The 19,696-nt window shown below is 71.2% G+C and carries 16 protein-coding genes and 1 pseudogene; 7 read left to right on the top strand and 10 right to left on the bottom strand.

The features are described 5' to 3' along the window. Nucleotides 1–209 precede the first annotated feature (209 nt). The 4 genes from BJP40_RS20155 to hemC all read right to left on the bottom strand — a co-directional run bounded on the left by BJP40_RS20155 (nt 210) and on the right by hemC (nt 3,808). Nucleotides 210–1,139 carry a carbon-nitrogen hydrolase family protein gene (locus tag BJP40_RS20155; RefSeq protein ID WP_079171320.1) on the bottom strand — a complete coding sequence of 310 codons (930 nt, stop codon included), beginning with the start codon at nt 1,137–1,139 and terminating at the stop codon, nt 210–212. Nucleotides 1,140–1,204: 65 nt separating this feature from the next. Beyond that, nucleotides 1,205–1,987, bottom strand: a complete 783-nt coding sequence (locus BJP40_RS20150; protein ID WP_071281562.1) for a PIG-L family deacetylase — start codon at nt 1,985–1,987, stop codon at nt 1,205–1,207. Continuing rightward, complete coding sequence (locus BJP40_RS35755; protein ID WP_256220778.1) at nt 1,984–2,397, bottom strand: hypothetical protein; 414 nt, start codon at nt 2,395–2,397, stop codon at nt 1,984–1,986. Before BJP40_RS35755 ends, BJP40_RS20150 begins: the two co-directional genes overlap by 4 nt. A gap of 31 nt (nt 2,398–2,428) precedes the next feature. Then, nucleotides 2,429–3,808 carry a hydroxymethylbilane synthase gene (hemC, locus tag BJP40_RS35750; RefSeq protein WP_079171319.1) on the bottom strand — a complete coding sequence of 460 codons (1,380 nt, stop codon included), beginning with the start codon at nt 3,806–3,808 and terminating at the stop codon, nt 2,429–2,431. A 587-nt stretch (nt 3,809–4,395) separates the two neighbouring features. On the opposite strand from hemC, the gene BJP40_RS20130 reads away from it, so the two are divergent. From BJP40_RS20130 to BJP40_RS20115, 4 genes are all read left to right on the top strand, one after another. Next, on the top strand, nt 4,396–5,070 hold the full coding sequence (locus tag BJP40_RS20130) for a TnsA-like heteromeric transposase endonuclease subunit (protein ID WP_256220777.1): 675 nt from the start codon (nt 4,396–4,398) through the stop codon (nt 5,068–5,070). A gap of 68 nt (nt 5,071–5,138) precedes the next feature. Next, entirely contained in the window at nt 5,139–7,349 is a 2,211-nt protein-coding gene (locus tag BJP40_RS20125) for a transposase (RefSeq protein ID WP_256220779.1), read from the top strand. Further along, entirely contained in the window at nt 7,346–8,617 is a 1,272-nt protein-coding gene (locus tag BJP40_RS20120; RefSeq protein ID WP_071281558.1) for an AAA family ATPase, read from the top strand. The genes BJP40_RS20125 and BJP40_RS20120 overlap by 4 nt, the downstream gene beginning before the upstream one ends. Continuing rightward, the gene (locus BJP40_RS20115; protein ID WP_071281557.1) at nt 8,617–10,542 is read left to right on the top strand and encodes a TniQ family protein; all 1,926 of its coding nucleotides are present in this window, start codon (nt 8,617–8,619) and stop codon (nt 10,540–10,542) included. The genes BJP40_RS20120 and BJP40_RS20115 overlap by 1 nt, the downstream gene beginning before the upstream one ends. 582 nt (nt 10,543–11,124) lie before the next feature. On the opposite strand, the gene BJP40_RS20110 is transcribed toward BJP40_RS20115, so the two are convergent. Next, the gene (locus tag BJP40_RS20110) at nt 11,125–12,369 is read right to left on the bottom strand and encodes an MFS transporter (protein WP_071281556.1); all 1,245 of its coding nucleotides are present in this window, start codon (nt 12,367–12,369) and stop codon (nt 11,125–11,127) included. Next, complete coding sequence (locus BJP40_RS20105) at nt 12,366–13,739, bottom strand: NAD(P)-binding domain-containing protein (protein ID WP_071281555.1); 1,374 nt, start codon at nt 13,737–13,739, stop codon at nt 12,366–12,368. Before BJP40_RS20105 ends, BJP40_RS20110 begins: the two co-directional genes overlap by 4 nt. A gap of 106 nt (nt 13,740–13,845) precedes the next feature. Here BJP40_RS20105 and BJP40_RS20100 point away from each other — a divergent pair, with 106 nt between their 5' ends. Together BJP40_RS20100 and BJP40_RS20095 are read left to right on the top strand one after the other, a co-directional pair. Further along, nucleotides 13,846–14,904, top strand: coding sequence for an NAD(P)/FAD-dependent oxidoreductase (locus BJP40_RS20100; protein WP_071281567.1), 1,059 nt, complete (start codon nt 13,846–13,848; stop codon nt 14,902–14,904). A 40-nt stretch (nt 14,905–14,944) separates the two neighbouring features. Then, on the top strand, nt 14,945–15,307 hold the full coding sequence (locus BJP40_RS20095) for a helix-turn-helix transcriptional regulator (RefSeq protein WP_071281554.1): 363 nt from the start codon (nt 14,945–14,947) through the stop codon (nt 15,305–15,307). A gap of 13 nt (nt 15,308–15,320) precedes the next feature. Here BJP40_RS20095 and BJP40_RS20090 read toward each other — a convergent pair whose 3' ends face one another. Then, nucleotides 15,321–15,665: an STAS domain-containing protein gene (locus tag BJP40_RS20090; protein ID WP_226962535.1), complete on the bottom strand. Its 345-nt coding sequence runs from the start codon at nt 15,663–15,665 to the stop codon at nt 15,321–15,323. Nucleotides 15,666–15,867: 202 nt separating this feature from the next. Between BJP40_RS20090 and pstS the strand changes: the two genes are divergently transcribed. Beyond that, nucleotides 15,868–17,010: a phosphate ABC transporter substrate-binding protein PstS gene (pstS, locus tag BJP40_RS20085; protein WP_079169111.1), complete on the top strand. Its 1,143-nt coding sequence runs from the start codon at nt 15,868–15,870 to the stop codon at nt 17,008–17,010. 142 nt (nt 17,011–17,152) lie between these two features. On the opposite strand, the gene BJP40_RS20080 is transcribed toward pstS, so the two are convergent. From BJP40_RS20080 to BJP40_RS20070, 3 genes and pseudogenes are all read right to left on the bottom strand, one after another. Then, nucleotides 17,153–18,214, bottom strand: coding sequence for an ArsO family NAD(P)H-dependent flavin-containing monooxygenase (locus tag BJP40_RS20080; RefSeq protein ID WP_071281553.1), 1,062 nt, complete (start codon nt 18,212–18,214; stop codon nt 17,153–17,155). Nucleotides 18,215–18,293: 79 nt separating this feature from the next. Beyond that, a pseudogene (gene arsB, locus BJP40_RS20075) lies at nt 18,294–19,381 on the bottom strand (ACR3 family arsenite efflux transporter). Next, complete coding sequence (locus BJP40_RS20070; RefSeq protein ID WP_071281552.1) at nt 19,378–19,686, bottom strand: helix-turn-helix transcriptional regulator; 309 nt, start codon at nt 19,684–19,686, stop codon at nt 19,378–19,380. Before BJP40_RS20070 ends, arsB begins: the two are co-directional and overlap by 4 nt. Nucleotides 19,687–19,696: the final 10 nt, after the last annotated feature.

Here is a 19,696-nt window from a genome sequence, read left to right as displayed (position 1 = left end):
CGGCGGCCCGCACGTCCGCTACGTCTTGAACGAGAACCCCATGAGTTTCTGATCAATAAGTCGTAGTCATGTCTTTCTTTCTCCGGTCATGTCGTGGGGCGCTGGGCTGTTACAGGGGATGGCCGGGGTCGTCGGCGAAGCCGCGAGCCGCGCCACGGTTTCGTGGACGGCCTTCAGTCCGGGCCGACGATTCATAAGGAAGGGCGTTTTCAGAACGCTGTGCGTACATCGCTACGGGGGTCTCCCACGGGGATCCGTTCGCCGTAGAGTCCGGCTCGGGCGGAGCGCCTCCAGGGGCGGGCGTGGCGGACGGCCATGTTGATGTCTTCGTCCTGCGAGTCGAGGGCGATGTCCGCGATCGCCAGGGCGGGATGTCCGTTCGCGGAGCAGCGCGCCAGCCACCGGCCGCCGGGTGCCACGATCCCAGACGGCGCCGTTGCGCTGAACTGGGCCGGGATGGCGTAGCCAAGCCAGTAGTTGTAGAGCGTTCCGTATGCCTGAGCGACGCGGGCCCGGGGTGCGTCGTCGACCATCACCGACAGCAGGACGCAGTCGACGTCCAGGCGTTCGTACTCGGCGAAGATCTCCGGGAAGTTGGCCTCGATGCACAGCGCGAAGCCGAACCGGATGCCGTCCACCTCGATGACCAGCGGCTGATATCCGGGGGAGTACAGGTAGGAGACCTCGGTATGCGACAGGAATCGTTTGTCGTACCTGGCGGCCAACTCGCCGCGGTCGGAGACGACGAAGAGGCTGTTGTGGGGCCGGTTCGGCGGTGTGAGCGGGTGCAGCGACCCGAACGCCGTCCACAGCCGCAGTTTCCCCGCCAGCGCGGCGATTGACTCGGCCTCCTCGCGCAGGACGTCCCAGGCGGCACGGCTCCAGTCAGCAGGGACCAGCTTCCCGTCCAGACCGGCTGCCATCACGTGCTTGCTCGGGTAGGTGAGCGCTCCCTCGCAGAACTGCACCAACCGCGCACCAGCCTCGGATGCCTCGGCCATCAGGGCCCGGATCTCCTGCCCTGCGGCCCGCAGCGCGCCTCGATCAGTGGGGTCTTCCGGCACCGTGCTCTGCGCGACCGCCAGCCTCAAGTTCCTGGCCGCACGGGGACGTTCATCGGGTACAGAAGTCGTAGGCATCTCTCTCCGATCGGTGAGCGCTTGCTCGTGGGCGGTGAAGGGGTGGTTGGCACGGGGCCGGGGTGTCAGATGGTCAGCTGGGCCGGGTCGCCCTTCGTGGGGCCGGGGGTGAGGCGGGTGAAGTGCTCGGTCTGGATGATCTGGGTGCGGTCGGCTTCGGGTAGGCGGGCGAGGATGCCGGGCAGGGCCCGCTCGCGTGCGACCTCGCCGCGGTGCGCGAGGATGGCGCGCCACTTCACGTCGGCCCAGGGGGTGACGTCGACGCTGGTGGTCACGTACGAGTCCGGCACCGCGAGAACGGCCTTGCCCACCCCTTCGAGCAGCGGGCGGAGCAGGCCGACGCCGGACTCGGGGTGCGTGGCGGCGTACAGCGCGGCCGGCTGCCATGGCGGTCCCGCTTCGGGGTGCAGGTGGGCGAGGCCGGCCGCTTCGACGGCGAGCAGGGTGATCTGGTGCGTGCGTACGTGGTCGGGGTGGCCGGTCAGCTGACCGACCGCATCGTGGCCGATGACCAAAGAGGGCTTGAAGTCGCGGATGTGGGCGACGAGGCGGCCGACCACTTCGTCCAGAGGAGCGTCGACGAGCCTGGGCCGGCCGGGGGCCGCCTCGGGGTTGCGGGCGTCGTTGTAGCCGAGCAGGCGAGGGGCTCCGGCGCCCAGAACGGCCAGGGCGGCTGCGAGTTCGGGCGCCCTTCGGCTGTCGGGTGCCCATGTGGCGGTGACGACCGCCGTGCGGGCCCCGGCCGCGGCATGTTGGGCGAGGACGCCCCCGGCGAGGAGGGATTCATCGTCCGGGTGTGCGAAGACGGCAAGCAAGCTGGGCAGCACGGGGACCTCCGGGGCGGTCATGGTGCGGGGACTGGGGTGCCGGTGAGGTGCTCGGCGTGGCGGGTCAGGTGGGGAGCGAGGTCCGGGTGGCCGCCGCGACCGGCGACCTGGAGGAGCTGGGCGAGCGCGACGAGTTCGCCGGTCCGCCCGGCGGGAGTGTCCAGGACGTGGGCGAACTCGGCGCGGATCCGGGCGGCCGTGGCCGGCCGGGTGAGGCTGTACGCGTGGAGGAGCCCGACGTCGAACCCGACGGGCACCAGGCCCCATCCCTCCCAGTCGAGGATGACCAGCGGTGGGCCGGTGAGGTTGGCCCAGTGCAGGTCGCCATGGCCGGTGGTCCAGGAGATGGCTGCGGGCGTGGGGATGCCGAGGAAGCGGGCGAAGTTGCGGTCGATCCACTGCCGGCGTACGGCTTGGCGGTCGGTTGGCACCGTCGCGGTGGTGGCGAGGGCGGTGCGTAGATCACCCCACCATGAGTTCGGCAGGTTGGCCTCGCAGGTGAGGACGGGGCCGCCGGTCTGGAGGGCCGGTTGAGCGATGTACTCGGAGAGCTCGGCGCGGTAGGCGTGGCCGCCACGGGTCCATTCGCTGACCTGATGGAGGCGAGGCTGCGGCACCGTGCGGGGAAGGGACGCGTCGGCGGAGGCGTTTCCCTCCCACAGCCGACTCCCGCGTTTGTCCTCGGGCGCGCAGAGGAGGCGTAGCCACCAGCGGCCGGCCCGGCGGCTGAGAGTGCGGCCCTGCCAGCCCCATGCCTCCGGCCCGCCCGCCCTCACCGCGAACGCCCGGGCCGCAGCTCGGTGTGCAGCACGCATCCGTACCCGGTCGGCCTCCTCGCTGGGCGGCGTGAACACCGCCCGGTCGGTCGGGAGTGCGCTGCGGTTCATGGCCGGGCTCCCAGGAGCTGGGAGGCTCCCGCGTCGAGCAGGCGCTGGGCGGCCCGTTGGCCGACGGCGGCGGGGTGGTCAGCGGGGCCGGCGGTGGTCGTGCGGATCGGGGTGCCTCCTTCCGGGTCGAGGACGCGGCGTGCACGGTGACGAGGTCGGCAGTCGGGTCGAGGGTGGCGTGGGCGGAGGCGGCGGTCAGGCAGTTGCCGTGGAGGGCGGCGAGGGTGGCGCGTTCGGCGTCGAGGAGGATCCGGGTGGGGGCGTGAGTGAGCGGGGCGAGGACGTTGCCGGTGGCGTGGTCGTCGGTGCGGTGCTCGATGACGACGATCCCGGCGCCGGAGGCGGGTAGCCACACGGTGGGGTCGAGGATCTCGGCGGCGCGGTCGGCGAGGTTGAGGCGGCGCAGACCGGCGAGGGCGGCGATCATCACGTCGGCGCCCAGTACGCCGGAATCCATGTCGCGGAGGCGGCTGTCGGCGTTGCCCCGGATCGGCACCGCAATCAGCTTGGGGTGGAGGGCTTTGAGGAGGGCGGCGCGGCGGGGAGCGCTGGTGCCGACCCGGGTGCCGGGCGGCAATGAGGCGAGCGTGGCCGGTGGGTGCCCGGCGGGCAGTACCAGGGCGTCGCGGACGTCTTCCCGGGGCAGGACCGCGCCGGTCGAGATTCCCGGCTTGCGGTCGTGGGGGCCTGGCAGGTCCTTTGCGCAGGCGATGGTGGCCTCGACGCCGCCGTTGAGGAGGTGTTCGTCGGCGCGCCGGGTGAAGGCGCCCTTGCCGCCGATCTGGGCGAGCGGGCCGCGGTGCTGGTCCCCTTCGAATGTGATGGTGACGATGTCGAGGGGGAGATGCGGGTAGCGGGTGCGGAAGGCGTGGGCGAACCGGTGGGTCTGCTCCATGGCCATCAGGCTCGGGCGGGTGCCGAGCCGGAGGGAGCGGGTGGAGGGGTTGGCGGTCATGACGGTGCTGGTCTCCGTGAGCTTGTAGTGCGTGCGCGTTGCGGTGTGGCGGTGAGCTGCGGTCGGGAAGCGCTGTCGATCAGGTGGTGTCGCGCGGCTTGGTCACCTGTCTTCCAGCACCTGTGCAGGTGCGGGGGCGCGGTGGTGCTGTGACCGCCTGCGATAGATGTCACGGCTGACCACCCGCTGACCTGGTCTTATGCCAGTTGGATTCGGCACGACGGCGTCCAGGTTGCAGAGTCTTGTTGTCACCTGTGTACAAGTGCGGTGCTCCGGCGGGGGCATGGTGGATGCGGTCGATTCTCCGGAAACGTAGATCCTGGAGTGGATCTTGGACGTATGTTCGTCCTACGTGATCATTTCGCGACGGAGGGCGAGGAGACGTGGTCTCGACTCTATCTGGCGGGTCCGGTTCGGCGGGGCGAGTTGAGCGGACCGGTTCGTGGTCCGACACCTGCGGCCTGGGCGACCTCGCGCGCCTGTACCAGGGACACGGGAACTGTAAGGAGTCCCTGGGTCTCGGCTCGGGTTGGAGTGACCGCTGGACTGTCACGTGGAGCTTGGGCCGGACGCCGGTCAGCTGCTCGGTGCGGAACCTTGCCGAAGTCGAGGTGTTCCGGAGCCGGCCGGTACGCCGTTTCACGTGGCGACCGGGCCAGTGGCACCGGCCGGGTCTGGAGTATCTGGTCAGCACGGACCGACATCACGGCTTCGAGAGCTTCGAGGAGGAGCTGCTGCTTCTGGTGGCCGATTTCGCGGCCGATCTCGTGGAGGCGCTGGCGCAGCCGTTTCGCCTGGAGTTCTTGACGACGGACGGGGTGATCAGGCACACCCCGGACTACCTGTTGCTGACCGCGTCGGGGCCGTGGCTGGTCGATGTCCGGCCGGAGGAGCGCATCGAGCCGGAGGACGAGGTGAAGTTCGCCGCGTCGGCCGAGGCGGCGCTGGCGGCCGGCTGGAACTACGGCGTGGTGACCGGCTGGCGCAAGCGCGTCGTGGGGATCGTCGACGGTCTCTCGGCAGGGCGGCGGGACCTGGCCGACCAACTTGGGCTTCAGGAGCAGCTGTTGCGGGTCGCGGCCTCGGGTCCGCTTCCGTTCGGCGAGTTGGTTGAGCGCTGCGGCTATCCGGCGATCGCCCGGGCTCATGCTCTGCATCTGCTGTGGCACCGCCGGCTGGGCGTCGACATGTCCGTGCCGCTGGGCGATTCGAGCCCGGTCCGTCTGTCGGCGGACGCCCGTCGCTTCGGAGACGAGCGGTGACGGCGCCGACCGCGGTCGCCTGGGACCTGTCTCCCGGGAACGAGCTGATCATCGACGGTGACGAGTGGATGGTGGAGAGGTTCGAGCCGCAGGTGGGCAAGGTGGTTCTCGTGCGGTCCGAGGGGCCTGCGTGGCACACGTCGGTGCGGCAGCTGATGCACCACCCCGGTTGCCGGCCGTCTACCCGGACGCGCAGGGACCTGCCGGCCGCGAGCCGGGGGCGGCAGCCGAAGGCGATGGCCGATCTGACGCCCGAGAAGCGGCGGTTGGCCCTGTTGCGGTTGACTCACCTGAGCGAGGTGGAAACCGGCTACCGCAGCGGTGATCCGTTGCTGGCCGCGCCGGGTGAGCCGCGCCCGCAGTACGATCCGGACGCCACGACGTTGACGCAGCGCAGGCAGGCCAAGGCGGAGGAACTGCGCCGGGCCGCGGTGGAGAATCCCGGGGAGGCCGCGGCTCTGGGGCTGAAGCGGGTCGGCTACCGGACGTTGATCCGCTGGGACATAGGCCGGCGCCGGTTCGGCCCGGTGGGTGTGGCGGACGACCGGTGGCTTCGCGAGGCGACCGGGCGCCGGATCTCACCGCAGGTGCGGGAGGCGCTGTTCGCGGTGCGTGCCGAGACGCTGCACCGTTCCAAGCTCAGCGCGAAGGACCGTGAGCGCCTGATCCACCAGTACGTCCGGGAGACGTACGGGCCGGACGAGCCCGTGCCCAGCTACCAGACACTGCGGGTGGTGTGGCAGGAGTGGTTCGGCTCCACGGGTGCGCGGCAGCGGTATGCGCGTTCGGCCGCCCGAGCTCAGGAAGTGGCGACCGGCAGGCACGTCGTGGTGCACCGTCCGGGCCAGGTGGTGGCTCTCGACACCACGATTCTGCCGGTCAAGGTGCGCGAGGACGTCTTCGGGGATCCCGTGTCCGTTCATCTGACGCTGGCCTTGGACGTGTACACGCATTCGGTCGTGGCGTTCCGGCTCACGCTGGTGTCGGACACCTCGGTCGACGTGGCCATGGTGCTGAGGGACGTGATGATGCCGCTGCCGATGCGGCCGGAGTGGGGCGAGGAGATGGAGTGGGCCTACCCGGGCGTTCCCGCGACGCTGGTGGCCGAGTTCGCCGGGCACAAGGCCGCGGGCCTGCCGTTCTTCGCCCCCGAGACCGTTACCACCGACCACGGATCGGTCTACAAGAACCATCATCTGATCGAGGTCCAGCGGGTGATCGGGGCGAACATACGCCCGGCCCGGGTCCTTCGCCCGACCGACAAGCAGGCCGTGGAGCGGGCTTTCGGGGCGATCCAGTCCCTGCTGTTCCGGATCCTTCCCGGCTACCAGGGGGTGGACGCGGCAGACCGCGGCGTGGACCCGGAGGGCGACGCGGTGCTGACGGTCGCCGAGATGGAGCACGTGATCGCCACCTGGGTCGTCGGGGTGTGGCAGAACCGGCGGTTCGGGTCGTATGCGCCGAGCTGGGACCCAGGTGGTGACCACAGCCCGAACAGCCTGTTCGCGGCGTCGATGACCCAGGGCGGCTTCGCGTTGCAGATTCCCCGTCCCGAGCTGTACTACCAGCTGCTGCCGGCCCACCGGATGTTGATCCACGGCAAGCGCGGCGTGAAGATCAAGAACCTCTGGTACGACGGCGACGCGCTGGACGAGTACCGGTTCGTGCCCTCGCGCCGCGGCGGAGTGGCCAGGAACAAGTACGTTTTCCACCGGGACCCGCGCGACCCGCGCTTCGTGTTCTTCCAGGACCCGCGCACCCACGACTGGCACACCCTGCGCTGGACGGGCCTGCCCAGCGAGGGCGAGGTGCCCGCGTTCAGCGACGCCCGGGTACGCGAGGTGATGCGCGAGGTCCGCTCCCGGGGCCTGGCCCCGAAGTCGGACGCGGAACTGCTGCCGCTGCTGCTGGAGTTGATCGGCGGCCACATCCCCGTCGAGCAGTGGCCGACCCGGCTGAACAAGAGCCAGCGCATCGAGCACGCCCGCGAGATGGCCCAGACAGCGGCCGCGGCGGCCGACCGGCCAACCGGTGCCTCCGAGGGTGGCGCCGGCAAGCGGGCGGCGCCCGATGAAGGGGACAACGTCGTGCCGCTGCGATGGCGGGAGCGCGCCCGGCAGGGACAGGACGCGGTGGACGACGAGCGTCGCCGCCGGCGCGAGCAGGCCGTGCCCGAGCGGCCCTCCCCGCCTCCGGCACTCGGACAGCGGCTGCGGGAGCGCAGCCTGCTGGCTCTGCCGGACGAAGACGAGCCCGAGGACACCGAGGGGGAACTGTGAACACGACCCGAAGCACACCACCGTGGGCGGGGGCGGCCTCGTTTCTGCCCGGACCGCCGCTGGACCGCACCCGCTACGACAGCTGGCAGCGATGGAGAACGACCCGCGCAGGCTTCATCCCGGCGCCGGTGATGTCGGCCGCCCAGTACGCGCGGCTGAGCCCGCGTCAGCGCCGGATCTACGACCTGCACCGCCTGGCGACCCACAGCAGTCTGCCGGTCCAGGCCACCCCGATGAGCGAGGACGTGGCGTGGCTGGTGCGCACCCGGATCGAGGACGGAGCCTTCAGCCACAAGGCGGGCACACGCACTGGAGTGATGGTCAACGGCGGCGGCGCCCAGGGAAAGACTGAGACGGTCTGCGAGGCGGTGGCCGCCTTCGAGGACGAGTGGCTGGCGCTGCACCAGCAGATCAACCCGGACGCGATGCCCGGCACACGCGACCTGCACGCCCCGGTGGCGTACGTGCGCTGCCCGGTCAAGGCAACCCCGATCTCCACCTGCCAGCGCATCCTGGACTTCTACGGCGAGGACTACAAGGGGATGCGTCTGGAGGATCTGGTCCGCACGGTGAACGCCGCGATCATCGACCATGGCACCAAGGCGCTGGTCATCGACGACATCACGCGGCTCAAGCTCCACCGCGAGGCGGACCAGGACGTGCTGGACCTGATCCGCGAGATGATGAGCATGCCGGTGACCTTGATCCTGGTCGGGGTCGGCATCCCCACCTCCGGACTGCTGAGGGACGGCCGGCGCGACCCGGTCACCAGGCAGTGGGTCTTCCCGCCGATCAGGGACCGGGGCCGCAGCCCCAACGCCCATGCCGCCACCCAACACGAGCGGCGCTTCGAGCTGATCGACCTCGACCCCTTCGCCTACGACACGCCGCAGCAGATCGCCGCTTGGACCACCCACCTCACAGGGCTGGAGGGCTGCCTTCGGCTGTTGAACGACACCGACGGCATGCTCACCGCGGGCGACATGCCGGAGTACCTGTTCCGCCGCACGAACGGTGTGGTCGGCCTGCTGGAGAAGCTCGTCCAGACCGGCTGCCGCCACGCCATCGACACCGGGACGGAGAAGCTGACGATCGACCTGCTCCAGCGGTGCACGGTCAGCCCCACCGACCTGCCCGACCTCGACGCCGAGTCGGGCGAACAGCCCCGGATCCCGCAGGTGCCCGCCCCGAAGAAGAGGAAGCGGCCGGGCCGCAACAGCGTCTTCGACGATTCCGGCCCGGCGGCCGGAATCGCGGGAGGGGCGTGATGACACCGCCGCCCCTCCCGCGCAGTCTCGCGCCGCTGCCGCAGGAGTCGCTGCCCGGCTTCTTCCTGCGGCTCGCTCACCGCCTGGGCCGATCTCCCGGCAGGATCGCCAGCCTGTGCGGGCTGGCCGCGTACGAGCGCAGGCCACCGGCCTATCACCTGATCGGCCTGCCCGACGACATCGCCGCCGCCTTCGCCGCCGCGACGCGGCTGTCCCGGGACGAAGCCCATGACCTCACCCTCCGCCGCTATGCGGCCACCTACCCCGCGCTGGCGAAGGCCCAGACCCACCTCAAGATCAACATGGTCGTTCGGCAGGACTACTGGGCCCTCAACAGCAGCAGCCGGTACTGCCCCGAATGCCTGCGCGGTGACCGCAGCCCCGTCCAGTCGGCCCACGGCGGGCCCTGGAAGCTGAGCTGGCACCTGCCGGTCACCTTCGCCTGCCCCCTCCATCACCGCCTTCTGGAGGTGGTCTGCCCCGAGTGCGGAAACATGCTCGGCGGAGCCAACCAGAGGCGAGGCAGCCTGATCCGCCAGCCACAGCGCGACGACCTCCACCCTCTGCAGTGTCGCAACCGGATACCTCAGGAAGCCTCTGCCCAACGACGCGCCGCCCGCCAGGAAGCCTGCGGGGCCCGGCTGGATACGGCTCCGCGGATCAGCGGAAGCCACCTGCCCGCGGAGGAACGAGCCCGCATGATCGCCTTGCAGGAACGCCTGGACCGGCGGCTCGCACCGGACCTGGCCGAACCCGCCGCCGCGGAGCCGGGCGATCCCTTCCCCGATCTCATCCTCGCAGCCCAGCTGATCAAACTCAGCTGGCCCGCCGGCGCCGATCTCGCGCCCACACCCGCGATAGCCGCCCTCATCGACGCCCACGCAGCACCGATCAACGCGACCCTGGACAGCCCCTCGGCGACCGGCAATGCATACCTGCGCATAGCCGAGCTGTGGCCTGCCCCGGCCGACCCGGCAACCTGCGGAGCCCTTCTCCTTGCCGCCGACACCCTCCTCGGCACCCGCGAGCCGTCGTCACTGCGAGAACGCGTCCAGCCACTCATACAGGCGGCCTACCAGCGGGCCCCGAAACGCGCCTACCAGATGCTGCGAAACGCGGAGGTCTCCGCGCCCATGGCCCGCTCCCTGGTCCGCAGACGCCAGATCTTCCACGCCGGCGGCAGCAGCCGCGGCCCCGGCCACCTACGAGTCCCCTCACGGGACTACCGCTTCAGCCCCGAGGAAGTCCCGCAACTGCTGCCGCAAGCCTGGTTCGACGACCACCTCGCCCACCTCACCGACCACATGCCGCAGACCAACAGCTGGACCGTGCGCCATCTGCGGCGAGCGGCGTCCCTGAAACTGATGGAGATGACCGCCGGCGGCACCTGGGCCGAATGCGCCCAGACACTGGGAACGCCGCGCGGTAGCGCCGCAGGGACGCTCAACGTACTCGGCCGGGCGATGTCCGGCGATCTGTGGGAGGAGTTCGAAGCCGGCGTCGAACGGATCGCCGCCGAGCTCAGCAGCAACCCCCACCGGGCCAACTACGCGCGACGGCGTCGGGCCATGGCCACCTGGCGGATGCCGGCACCTCACTGGCCCGAACTGTGTCACGGCATCCCCAAGCTCGACCGCCTGGCCCGGCACGAGCCCCACCTCGCCACCGTTCTCGTCTGGACCGAGGTCACCCAGTCCGAGCACCGTCACTGCCCGCTCCTCGCCCCCGCGGCTCTCGCAGGCCAGGACAGGAAGCTGCTGGTCGACCAGGTCGCCCAGTTCCTCACCCCGGCCCACCAGAAAGCCGGACGCCTCGAACTCCGCCGCCGGCTCGACCTGTACGCCGCCCGCCTCGCCGCACAATGCGACTCCGCGCCTTTCGGTACCTTCGGGCAAGGCACCCCGACGGATGGCCTTGGGGGCTGAACCCGGCACATTCCAGCTTTTTCTATGCTTCTGCTTAGGGCAGGCGCGGCGCTCACCCCGGTGCATGGGCACGACGTCCTCGGCCACTCGACCACCGTCGGCCAGTGCAACTCCTCGATTCGCTCACATAGTTCGCTCACCTTGGCGTGCCGGACCAGACCTGGTCGCCCAGGCGTAGTCCGTCCGCCGTTGGGCCGGTGAGCGGGGGTCTGGACCTCACCCGCGCCCTCGCGGGGCAGCATCCGCAGTTCCGGCGGCCATACCGGCACCGGCAGCCGGTCGAGCTCCGTCGACCTCGACCTCGACAGCCTCGTACCCTGGCCGTGCCGCCCGGACGCCGGGCCACGGTTTCGCGAGCTGGAAGCGTGAGCCGCCTCACGATCCCGCGTGGGAGAAGGTGAACAGCTCTCGGGCTCGTACCGGCCGGCGACATCGCCGACCGGGCCGTCGGCAGTCAGGTCGAGCACCTGCGCCAAGCGCCCGCATGGCGCAACTCCGTCAGCCAAGGACTCGTGGTCTCGGACGCCGACCGCAGGAAGGCGGTCGGCGACACCACAGCTCTGTGGCGGACGCTCGTGGACATCAGACCCCGGTAGACCTCGCCTTCTCTCGCGGGGTGGCTCTCGTCACCAGGAGGGCTGCCGAGAGGGAACTTCCGCTCAGGGCGAGGAAGAGGCCGCCGTAACCGCCGAGCACGCCGGCGAGAGCGGCTCCGGCCCAGGGGGCGAGGGCGGCGGCGATGGTGGCGGGGGCTGTGAGGAGGGCGGAGAGACGGCCGTAGTGGGCCGTCCCCCAGCGGTCGGTCACGGCGGTGGCCTGGAGGAGGGTGAGGTTGCCTCGTACGACTCCGGCGAGGACGGAGAGCAGGACGAGGAGCGGGATCGGGCCGGGGACGAGGGCGAGGGCTGCGGTGGTGGTGGCGCCGAGGGCGATCAGTGCGGCGGTGCGGGTGGTGACCGTGGTGCGGGTGGCGAGGGTGGCGTAGAGGGTTCGGCCGAGGGTCTGGCCGGCGCCGCCGAGGCCGAGGGCCCACGCGGCGGTGGTCGGGCTCGCGCCACGCTCTTCGAGGAGTGGTACGAGGCCGATGACGACCGCGTACATGGCGAAGCCGGAGAGGGTGAAGGCGGTGGCGAGCAGGACGAAGGGCCTGCTGCGTGCGGTGCGGTCGCCTGCGGTGTCCGACTGTTCGGAGTTCCCCGGCTGTGGGGCGGGTGGCCAGGGGGCTCGGAGGGCGAGGGCGTGGGCGGGGAGGGTGATCGCGGCGAGAACGCAGGCGAGCACGAGGTACGTCGTACGCCAGTCGAGGTGTTCGGCCAGGGTGGCGGTGAGCGGGGCGAAGACGGTGGAGGCGAGGCCGCCGGCGAGGGCGACGATCGTGAGGGCGCGGACGCGGTCCGGTCCCCACCAGCGGGTGAGGGCGGCGAAGGCGGGGTGGTAGAAGGTGGCGGCCATCGCGATGCCGGTCAGGGCCCAGGCGGCGTAGAAGGTGGGGAGGCTGGGGGCGGTTGCCACGGCCAGGACGCCGATGGCGGCGAGGGCGGAGCCTGCTGTCATGACCAGGTGCGGGCCGCGCCGGTCCAGGATGCGGCCGATCGGTACGCCTGCCGCTGCGGAGACGAGAAGGGCCAGGGAGAACGCACCCGTCGTGGCGCCTGACGACCAGCCAGTACCTGCCGTGATGCGGGAGAGCAGGACGGGGAAGGCGTAGTAGACGATCCCCCAGCCGGTGATCTGGGTCAGGCAGAGCGCCGGCAGCACGGCGCGGGGCCGCGACCGGACCCCCGTCCCGGTCGCGGCCCTGTCCGTCCCGGTGGTGAGGTCGGTCACGATCCGCAGGACGGTGCCTGGGTGGCGGTGCCGAGCTGGATCAGGGCCGGGGCGGGGGCGCAGCAACCTCCGCCGTCGGTCTGCTGGTCGGTGTCGGGCTGGTCGAAGAGGCCGGCGCCGCCGCAGACTCCGGTCTCGGGGAGGACGAGTTCGACGCGTTCGGCGGACTCGTGGTCGCCGGCGAGGGCCGCGACGACGGAGCGAACCTGCTCGTAGCCGGTGAGGGCGAGGAAGGTCGGGGCGCGGCCGTAGGACTTCATGCCGACCAGGTGGACGCCCTGCTCCGGGTGGGAGAGCTCGTTCACGCCGTGCGGGTAGACGGTGCCGCAGGAGTGCTGGTTGGGGTCGATGAGCGGGGCGAGTTCGACGGGGGCCTGGAGGCGCTCGTCGAGGCCGAGGCGGAGTTCGGAGAGGAAGGACAGGTCGGGGCGGAAGCCGGTCAGGACGATGACCTCGTCGACCGGGTCCAGGCGGCGGCCATCCTCCGCGACCAGCACCAGCTGCTCACGTTCACGCTCGATCGCCTCCGTGCGGAAGCCGGTGACCGCGTCGGCGTGTCCCTCGTCCACCGCCGTCTTCGCTGCCAGGCCCAGCGCCCCACGTGCCGGGAGCTGGTCCGCCGTACCGCCGCCGAACGTCGACCCGGAGATGCCGCGGCGCAGGATCCACATCGCCTTCGTACCCACGCCATCCTCGGCCTTGGCCAGGTCCGCGAGGGCCGCGAGCGCGGTGAAGGCGGAGGCACCGGAGCCGATGACGGCGGTGCGCTTGCCCGCGTAACGGGCCCGGACGGCCGGGTCCTTGAGGTCGGGCACGCGGTACGAGACGCGATCGGCCGCTGCCTTCTCGCCGAGGGCCGGCAGACCGGACGCTCCGGCCGGGCTCGGGGTGGACCAGGTGCCGGAGGCGTCGAGGACCGCGCGGGCGAGGATCCGCTCCTCACGGCCGTCGGCGTGGGTGACATGGACGACGAACGGCTGGGCCTCGCGGTCGGCGTCGACGATCCGGTCGCGGCCGGCGCGGGAGACGCCGGTGACCCTGGCGCCGAGGCGGACCTTGTCGCCGAGGACGTCGGCGAGCGGCTGGAGGTAGAAGTCCGCCCAGTCGCCGCCGGTCGGATACGTCTTCGCGTCGGGCTTCACCCAGCCGGTCGGCGCGAGGAGCTTCTCGGCGGCCTGGTCGGTGACCTCGCCCCAGGTCGAGAACAGCCGCACGTGCGACCACTCGCGCACCGCGGCGCCCGCGGCCGGCCCGGCCTCCAGGACCAGCGGTTCGAGACCGCGCTCGACGAGGTGTGCGGCGGCGGCCAGACCGGCGGGCCCGGCCCCGATCACGAGAACGGGCAGCTGGTCGGTGGCGGTGGCGTTCACGGCGGTTCCCCTCTTTGCTTCGACGTCTGTCGATGGCTTGCGCAGTCAGCATGACATCTGATTCGATGCACGTCAACATAGACATTCATCGAATCTGGGGGTGCTCATGGAGCGGGTCGATGTCGCCGTGATCGGTGGCGGCCAGTCCGGGCTCGCCGCGGCCCACGCGCTGCGAGAGCGAGGGCTCACGCCCGTCGTCCTGGAGGCGTCCGCGCAGGCCGCCGGCGCGTGGCCGCACTACTACGACAGCCTCACGCTGTTCTCGCCGGCCCGGTACAGCTCGCTGCCGGGCCTGCCGTTCGGGGGGAACCCTGACCGCTACCCCCGCCGGGACGAGGTGGTCGACTACCTGCTGCGGTACGCCGAGCGCCTGGACGCCGAGGTACGCACGGGCCGGAGGGTCGAGCAGGTGCGGGCCGACGGTGACGGGTTCCGGCTCACGTTCGCCGACGGCGCGGAACTCGGGGCGCGCGCCGTGGTCGCCGCGACGGGCGGGTTCGGCCGGCCGCACCGGCCCACGTTGCCGGGACTGGACTCCTTCTCCGGCACCGTTCTGCACGTGTCGGAGTACCGCTCCCCCGAGGCGTTCGCCGGTCGGCGCGTCGTGGTCGTCGGGGCGGGGAACTCCGCCGTGCAGGTCGCCACCGAGCTGTCCGGGCCGGCGAGCGTCAGCCTCGCCAGCCGTCACCCGGTCCGCTGGTTCCCGCAGCGACCGCTGGGCGGGCGGGACCTGCACTTCTGGCTGAAGGTCACCGGGTGGGACATCGCGCCGCTCGGCCGGTTCCAGCGCGCGCCGGCGACCATGGCCGTCATCGACGACGGTCGCTACCGGGCCGCCCTCGCGGCCGGACGGCCCGACCGGCGCCCCATGTTCACGCGCCTCGACGGCCCGAAGGCGATCTGGCCGGACGGGACGGCCGAGCACGTGGACGCGATCGTCCTCGCCACCGGATACCGGCCCGACCTGGCGTACCTCGCACCGCTCGGAGCACTGGGCGACGGAGGAAGGCCCCTGCACCGGGACGGCGCGTCCACCGTCCGTCCCGGTCTCGCCTACGTGGGTCTTGAGTGGCAGCGGAGCCTGTCGTCGGCCTCCCTCCGCGGAGTGGGGCGAGATGCCCGGCGTGTCGCGCGGCGCCTGGCCCGGCATCTGGAGCGGACGTGAGCTCCTGGAGCCCTTGTTCGACATGTGTCAACATAGACACATGTCGAACAATAAGGCGCTGTCCCTGCTCAAGGCCGAGGTCGAACCCTGCTGCCCGCCGCTGGCCGAGCGCCCGCTGACGGCCGAGGAGGCCGAGCGCACCGCCGTCATGTTCAAGGCGCTGGGCGATCCGGTCCGGCTGCGACTGTTCTCGGCCGTCGCCTCCCACGAGGGCGGCGAGGCGTGCGTGTGCGACATCTCCGACGTCGGCGTCTCCCAGCCGACCGTCTCCCACCACCTGAAGAAGCTGAAGGAGGCCGGGCTGCTCTCCTCCGAGCGGCGCGGCACCTGGGTCTACTACCGCGTCGAGCCCGCAGTCCTCGCCGCCATGGGCCGCCTGCTCACCCAGGCCGCGGCGATCTGACGACCGGCGGCGATCAGCCCCCGAAGGTCATGACGGCGTCGGCTCCGGCGTCGTGAAGTGTCCGGCGGACGCCGGGGCTCGCGCCGCGCACACGAATCCCGGCGGGCGGCGAGAGCTCGGTGGCCGCGCGCCTGAGGGCATAGGCACAGGCGAGGTCCATGCTCTGGAGATCATGGAGGTCCAGCAGCCAGGCGCGGACCTCCCGTAGGGCCGGGTCGCCGAGCCGCTCCTCCAAGGCGAGGTTCATACGGGCGTCCAGGCCGCCGGAGAACGCGAGGCACGCCTGCCGGCCGTCATCCACGGTGATCGTCAGCGAAGGCGCCTCCCGGCCGGGGCCGGAACCGATATCGGGCGTCACGGGGACCTCCTCCACCAGGCGGGTGCACCATGACCATCCTCCCAGAAAGCCACCGGAGCGGGCTTGATCACCCGGAGGTCGCCGTGGTGACGCCATCTGTTCGTCTGGGTTCCATCCACCCCTCAGCCATATCGGTGAGCATCTATTTATCGGAGCGGTGGAGCGCACCGTGGCCGTTCATCCGCGTGTCCGAAGGGGAGTCATGGGCCAGCGTCTGCGTACGGAACGGGCGTACCGAGGGACGTATCGATGGAGGGGACGGGCCGCCGCCCTGGTCGTGGGCACGCTGTTCCTCACGGCCTGCGGCTCGGAAGGCTCGCGCGACGAGTCGGCACCGTCTCCCACAGGGACGGTGCCGAACGTCGAGTGCGTCGACGCCGGCCAGGTGCGCGGCTCGGGGTCGACGGCTCAGCAGAATGCGATGAAGCGCTGGATGGAGCAGTACCAGCAAGCCTGTCCGGGAGTACAGCTCGTCTACGACCCGCTCGGGTCCGGCGCCGGGGTCGCGCAGTTCCAGCGCGGGGCCACCGCCTTCGGCGGTACGGACGAGGCGTTGTCGGACGAGGACCGGGTGCTGACCGAGGACGTCTGTCCTGGCGGACAGGCGCTCGATCTTCCCATGCTCGGCGGGCCCGTCGCGGTCGGCTACAACGTGCCCGGGCTGACGGGGCTGGTCCTGGACGCGCCCACGCTCGCCCGCATCTTCGACACGCGCATCACCCGGTGGAACGATCCGGCGATCCAGCGCCTCAACCCGAAGGCGAAGCTGCCCGACCTCGCCATCTCCCCGGTGCACCGCGCCGACGACTCCGGAACCACCCAGAACCTGAACGCCTACCTGAAGGCAGCCGCCAAGGACTCCTGGCCGTATCCCGCGGACAAGAAGTGGCATGGCCGGGGCGGCCATTCCGCGCCCGGCTCGGACGCGGTCTCCACCACGGTGACGCGGACGGACGGGGCGATCGGCTACTTCGAGCTGTCCTTCGCCGCCGAGCGAAAGATCGACACGGTGCTCGTCGACACGGGTGCCTCCCGCCCGGTGGCGCCCAGTACGGAAAGCGCCTCGGCGGGCATCGCGGAGGCGAAGGTGGTCGGCGAGGGCAGGGACCTGACGCTGCGGCTCGACTACAAGACCTCCGCCGAAGGCGCCTACCCGATCGTCCTCGTCACGTACGAGATCGTCTGCGACACGGGCAACCAGCCGGAGAGCCTTCCGGCGCTCAGGTCCTTCCTCACCTACGCGGCGAGCGAGGAGGGGCAGGCGCAGCTGCACTCGATCCACTACGCGCCTCTGCCCGCCGAGGTGGCCGCCCAGGTCCGCGAGGTCGTCGCCACGCTCTCCTGACCGTGAGGAGTTCCACCGGCCTGCGGGTGTGAGCCGACCGTGACGAAGGGGCCGGCCTCACAGCGCACCGACGAGCAGCCCCCGGCCTGCCGCTGCGGCGCGGCGACGGCAAAGGCCGGGTAGCGGTGCCGTCCACAAGGCGTCAGCCCAGGTCGAGGAGTTCGGCGATCGCGCGGGCGGCCTCACGGGCCGGGCGGCCGACGCCGATGAGGGTGGCGGAGGCGGGGCCGGTCCAGTCGCCGTAGCCGAGGAGGTGGAGTCGGGGTTCCCGGAGGGCCTGGGTGCCCGCGGTGGGGATGTGGCCGCGCGGGCCTCGCAGGCCGAGCGGGGCGAGGTGGGAGAGCGCGGGGCGGAAGCCGGTGCACCAGATGATCGCGTCGGCGCTGGCGCGTGTGCCGTCGGCCCACTCGACGCCGGTCGCGGTCAGGCGGGTGAACATCGGCTGGGCCTTGAGCAGCCCCGCGTCACGGGCTTCGCGGACGGGCGGGACGGCGACGATGTCGCCGAGGGAGGCGACGCCGCCGGTGTCGGTGCGGCCCTCGTCGAGGGCACGACGGCGGGCGGTCGCCGCGTCGAAAAGGGCGCGGCCGTCGATGTCGTCGGGGAGGAAGCGGGCCGGACGCTGGGTGACCCAGGTCAGCTCGGTGTCGTACGCGAGGTCGGCGGCGATCTGGGCGCCGGAGTTCCCGCCGCCGACCACGATCACCTTCTGGCCCGCGAAGTCGCCGGGGCGGCGGTACTCCACCGTGTGGAGCTGGGTGCCCCGGAACTCCGCACGGCCGGGAACCGCGGGCAGGAAGGGGCGCCACCAGGTGCCGGTGGCACTGATCACCGTACGGGCTCGCCAGGCGCCGGCGGCGCTCTCCACCCGCAGGTACTCGCCGTCGCGGTGGACCGCTTCGACGCGGACGGGCCGGACGACCGGGAGGTCGTAGCGCTGTTCGTAGTCGGTCAGGTAGCCGACGACGTGGGCGGCGTCGGGGTACGTCTCCCTCGGCTGCGGCGGCATGATCCGGCCCGGCAGCGAGGAGAAGGCGGCGGGGGAAAAGAGGTGCAGGGAGTCCCAGGTGTGCTGCCAGGCGCCCCCCGGCGTGGACTGGGCGTCGAGGATGACGAAGTCCAGGCCGAGGCGGCGCAGGTGGTAGCCCGCCGCGAGTCCGGCCTGGCCGCCGCCGATGACGACCACGTCCAGCCGCCTGTCCATGTCCCGGCGTTCCCTTCCTGCCTGCACGGTTGCCCCGCCCGCGTGCGACGGGGCCAACCGGATGACGACGTGCGATGGCTTACTTCGCCTGGGCGGTCGCGAACTTCTTGCGCCAGGCCAGCGACACGTACACGAGGGCCACGAGGACGGGCACCTCGATGAGCGGGCCGACGACACCGGAGAGGGCCTGGCCGGAGGTGACGCCGAAGGTCGCGATGGCGACGGCGATGGCGAGCTCGAAGTTGTTGCCCGCGGCGGTGAACGCGAGGGTGGCGGTGCGGTCGTAGTGCAGGCCGATCGCCTTGCCGAGCGCGAAGGTGCCGAACCACATGATCGCGAAGTACACGAGCAGCGGGAGCGCGATCCGGGCCACGTCGAGGGGCTGGGAGGTGATGGTCTTGCCCTGGAGGGCGAAGAGGATGACGATCGTGAAGAGCAGGCCGTAGAGCGCCCACGGGCCGATCTTCGCAGGAACTTCTGCTCGTAGGACTCGCGGCCGAGCTTCTTCTCGCCGATGCGGCGGGTGAGGAAGCCCGCGAGCAGCGGGACGCCGAGGAAGATGACGACGTTGAGCGCGATCTTCCACATGGAGATGTCCAGCGTCTCGCCCTCGCCCAGGCCCAGCCAGCCAGGGAGGATGTCGAGGTAGAACCAGCCGAGCAGGCCGAAGGCGATGACCTGGAAGACCGAGTTCAGGGCCACGAGGACGGCCGCCGCCTCGCGGTCACCGCAGGCCAGGTCGTTCCAGATGATCACCATGGCGATGCAGCGGGCGAGACCGACGATGATCAGGCCGGTGCGGTACTCGGGCAGGTCCGGCAGGAAGATCCACGCGAGCGCGAACATCACCGCAGGGCCCAGGACCCAGTTGATGACCAGGGACGACACCATGAGCTTCTTGTCGCCGGTGACGGCGTCGAGGCGGTCGTAACGGACCTTCGCGAGCACCGGGTACATCATGATCAGCAGGCCGACGGCGATCGGCAGCGAGATGCCGCCGATCTCGACCTTGGCGAGCGCGTCGTTCAGGCCGGGGATGAGCCGGCCGAGACCCAGTCCGAGGCCCATGGCCAGGAGGATCCAGACGGCGAGAAAACGGTCAAGCGTCGAAAGCTTCGCGACGACCGAGGTCTCCTCGGTCGGGGCGGGCGCTTGGGTGGGGGTCACGGACAGGCCCTCTTGTTCTCGGCAGCGGTACGAGCGGACTCGGCGAGTTCGGCGAACTGGCCGGCGATGGAGGCGATGACGTCCGGGCGGAGCTTGTAGTACGTGAAGCGGCCGCACGGCTCCGTCTCGACGACCCCGGCCTCGCGCAGCACTCTCAGGTGGTTGGAGAGGTTGGTCTGCCTGGCACCGGTCTCCTCGACCAGGTGGGTGGTGCACAGCATCTCGCGGGCGAGCAGGGTCACGATCTGGAGGCGCAGAGGGTCGCCCAGCGCTCGGATCAGCTCAGTGTCGACTGACGTCATCATGTACTGATAC

The sequence above is a fragment of the Streptomyces sp. CC53 genome, assembly GCF_001865245.1.
In the GTDB taxonomy this organism is placed as follows: Bacteria; Actinomycetota; Actinomycetes; order Streptomycetales; family Streptomycetaceae; genus Streptomyces.
This window is presented reverse-complemented; position numbering and strand designations above follow the sequence as displayed.

Excerpts from the sequence above, each read along its gene's own strand:
- BJP40_RS20155 (WP_079171320.1), bottom strand. The coding sequence starts at position 1,139 with ATGCCTACGACTTCTGTACCCGATGAACGTCCCCGTGCGGCCAGGAAC.
- BJP40_RS20150 (WP_071281562.1), bottom strand. The coding sequence starts at position 1,987 with ATGACCGCCCCGGAGGTCCCCGTGCTGCCCAGCTTGCTTGCCGTCTTC.
- hemC (WP_079171319.1), bottom strand. The coding sequence starts at position 3,808 with ATGACCGCCAACCCCTCCACCCGCTCCCTCCGGCTCGGCACCCGCCCG.
- BJP40_RS20125 (WP_256220779.1), top strand. The coding sequence starts at position 5,139 with ATGGTGGAGAGGTTCGAGCCGCAGGTGGGCAAGGTGGTTCTCGTGCGG.
- BJP40_RS20115 (WP_071281557.1), top strand. The coding sequence starts at position 8,617 with ATGACACCGCCGCCCCTCCCGCGCAGTCTCGCGCCGCTGCCGCAGGAG.
- BJP40_RS20100 (WP_071281567.1), top strand. The coding sequence starts at position 13,846 with ATGGAGCGGGTCGATGTCGCCGTGATCGGTGGCGGCCAGTCCGGGCTC.
- BJP40_RS20095 (WP_071281554.1), top strand. The coding sequence starts at position 14,945 with ATGTCGAACAATAAGGCGCTGTCCCTGCTCAAGGCCGAGGTCGAACCC.
- pstS (WP_079169111.1), top strand. The coding sequence starts at position 15,868 with ATGGGCCAGCGTCTGCGTACGGAACGGGCGTACCGAGGGACGTATCGA.
- BJP40_RS20080 (WP_071281553.1), bottom strand. The coding sequence starts at position 18,214 with ATGGACAGGCGGCTGGACGTGGTCGTCATCGGCGGCGGCCAGGCCGGA.
- BJP40_RS20070 (WP_071281552.1), bottom strand. The coding sequence starts at position 19,686 with ATGATGACGTCAGTCGACACTGAGCTGATCCGAGCGCTGGGCGACCCT.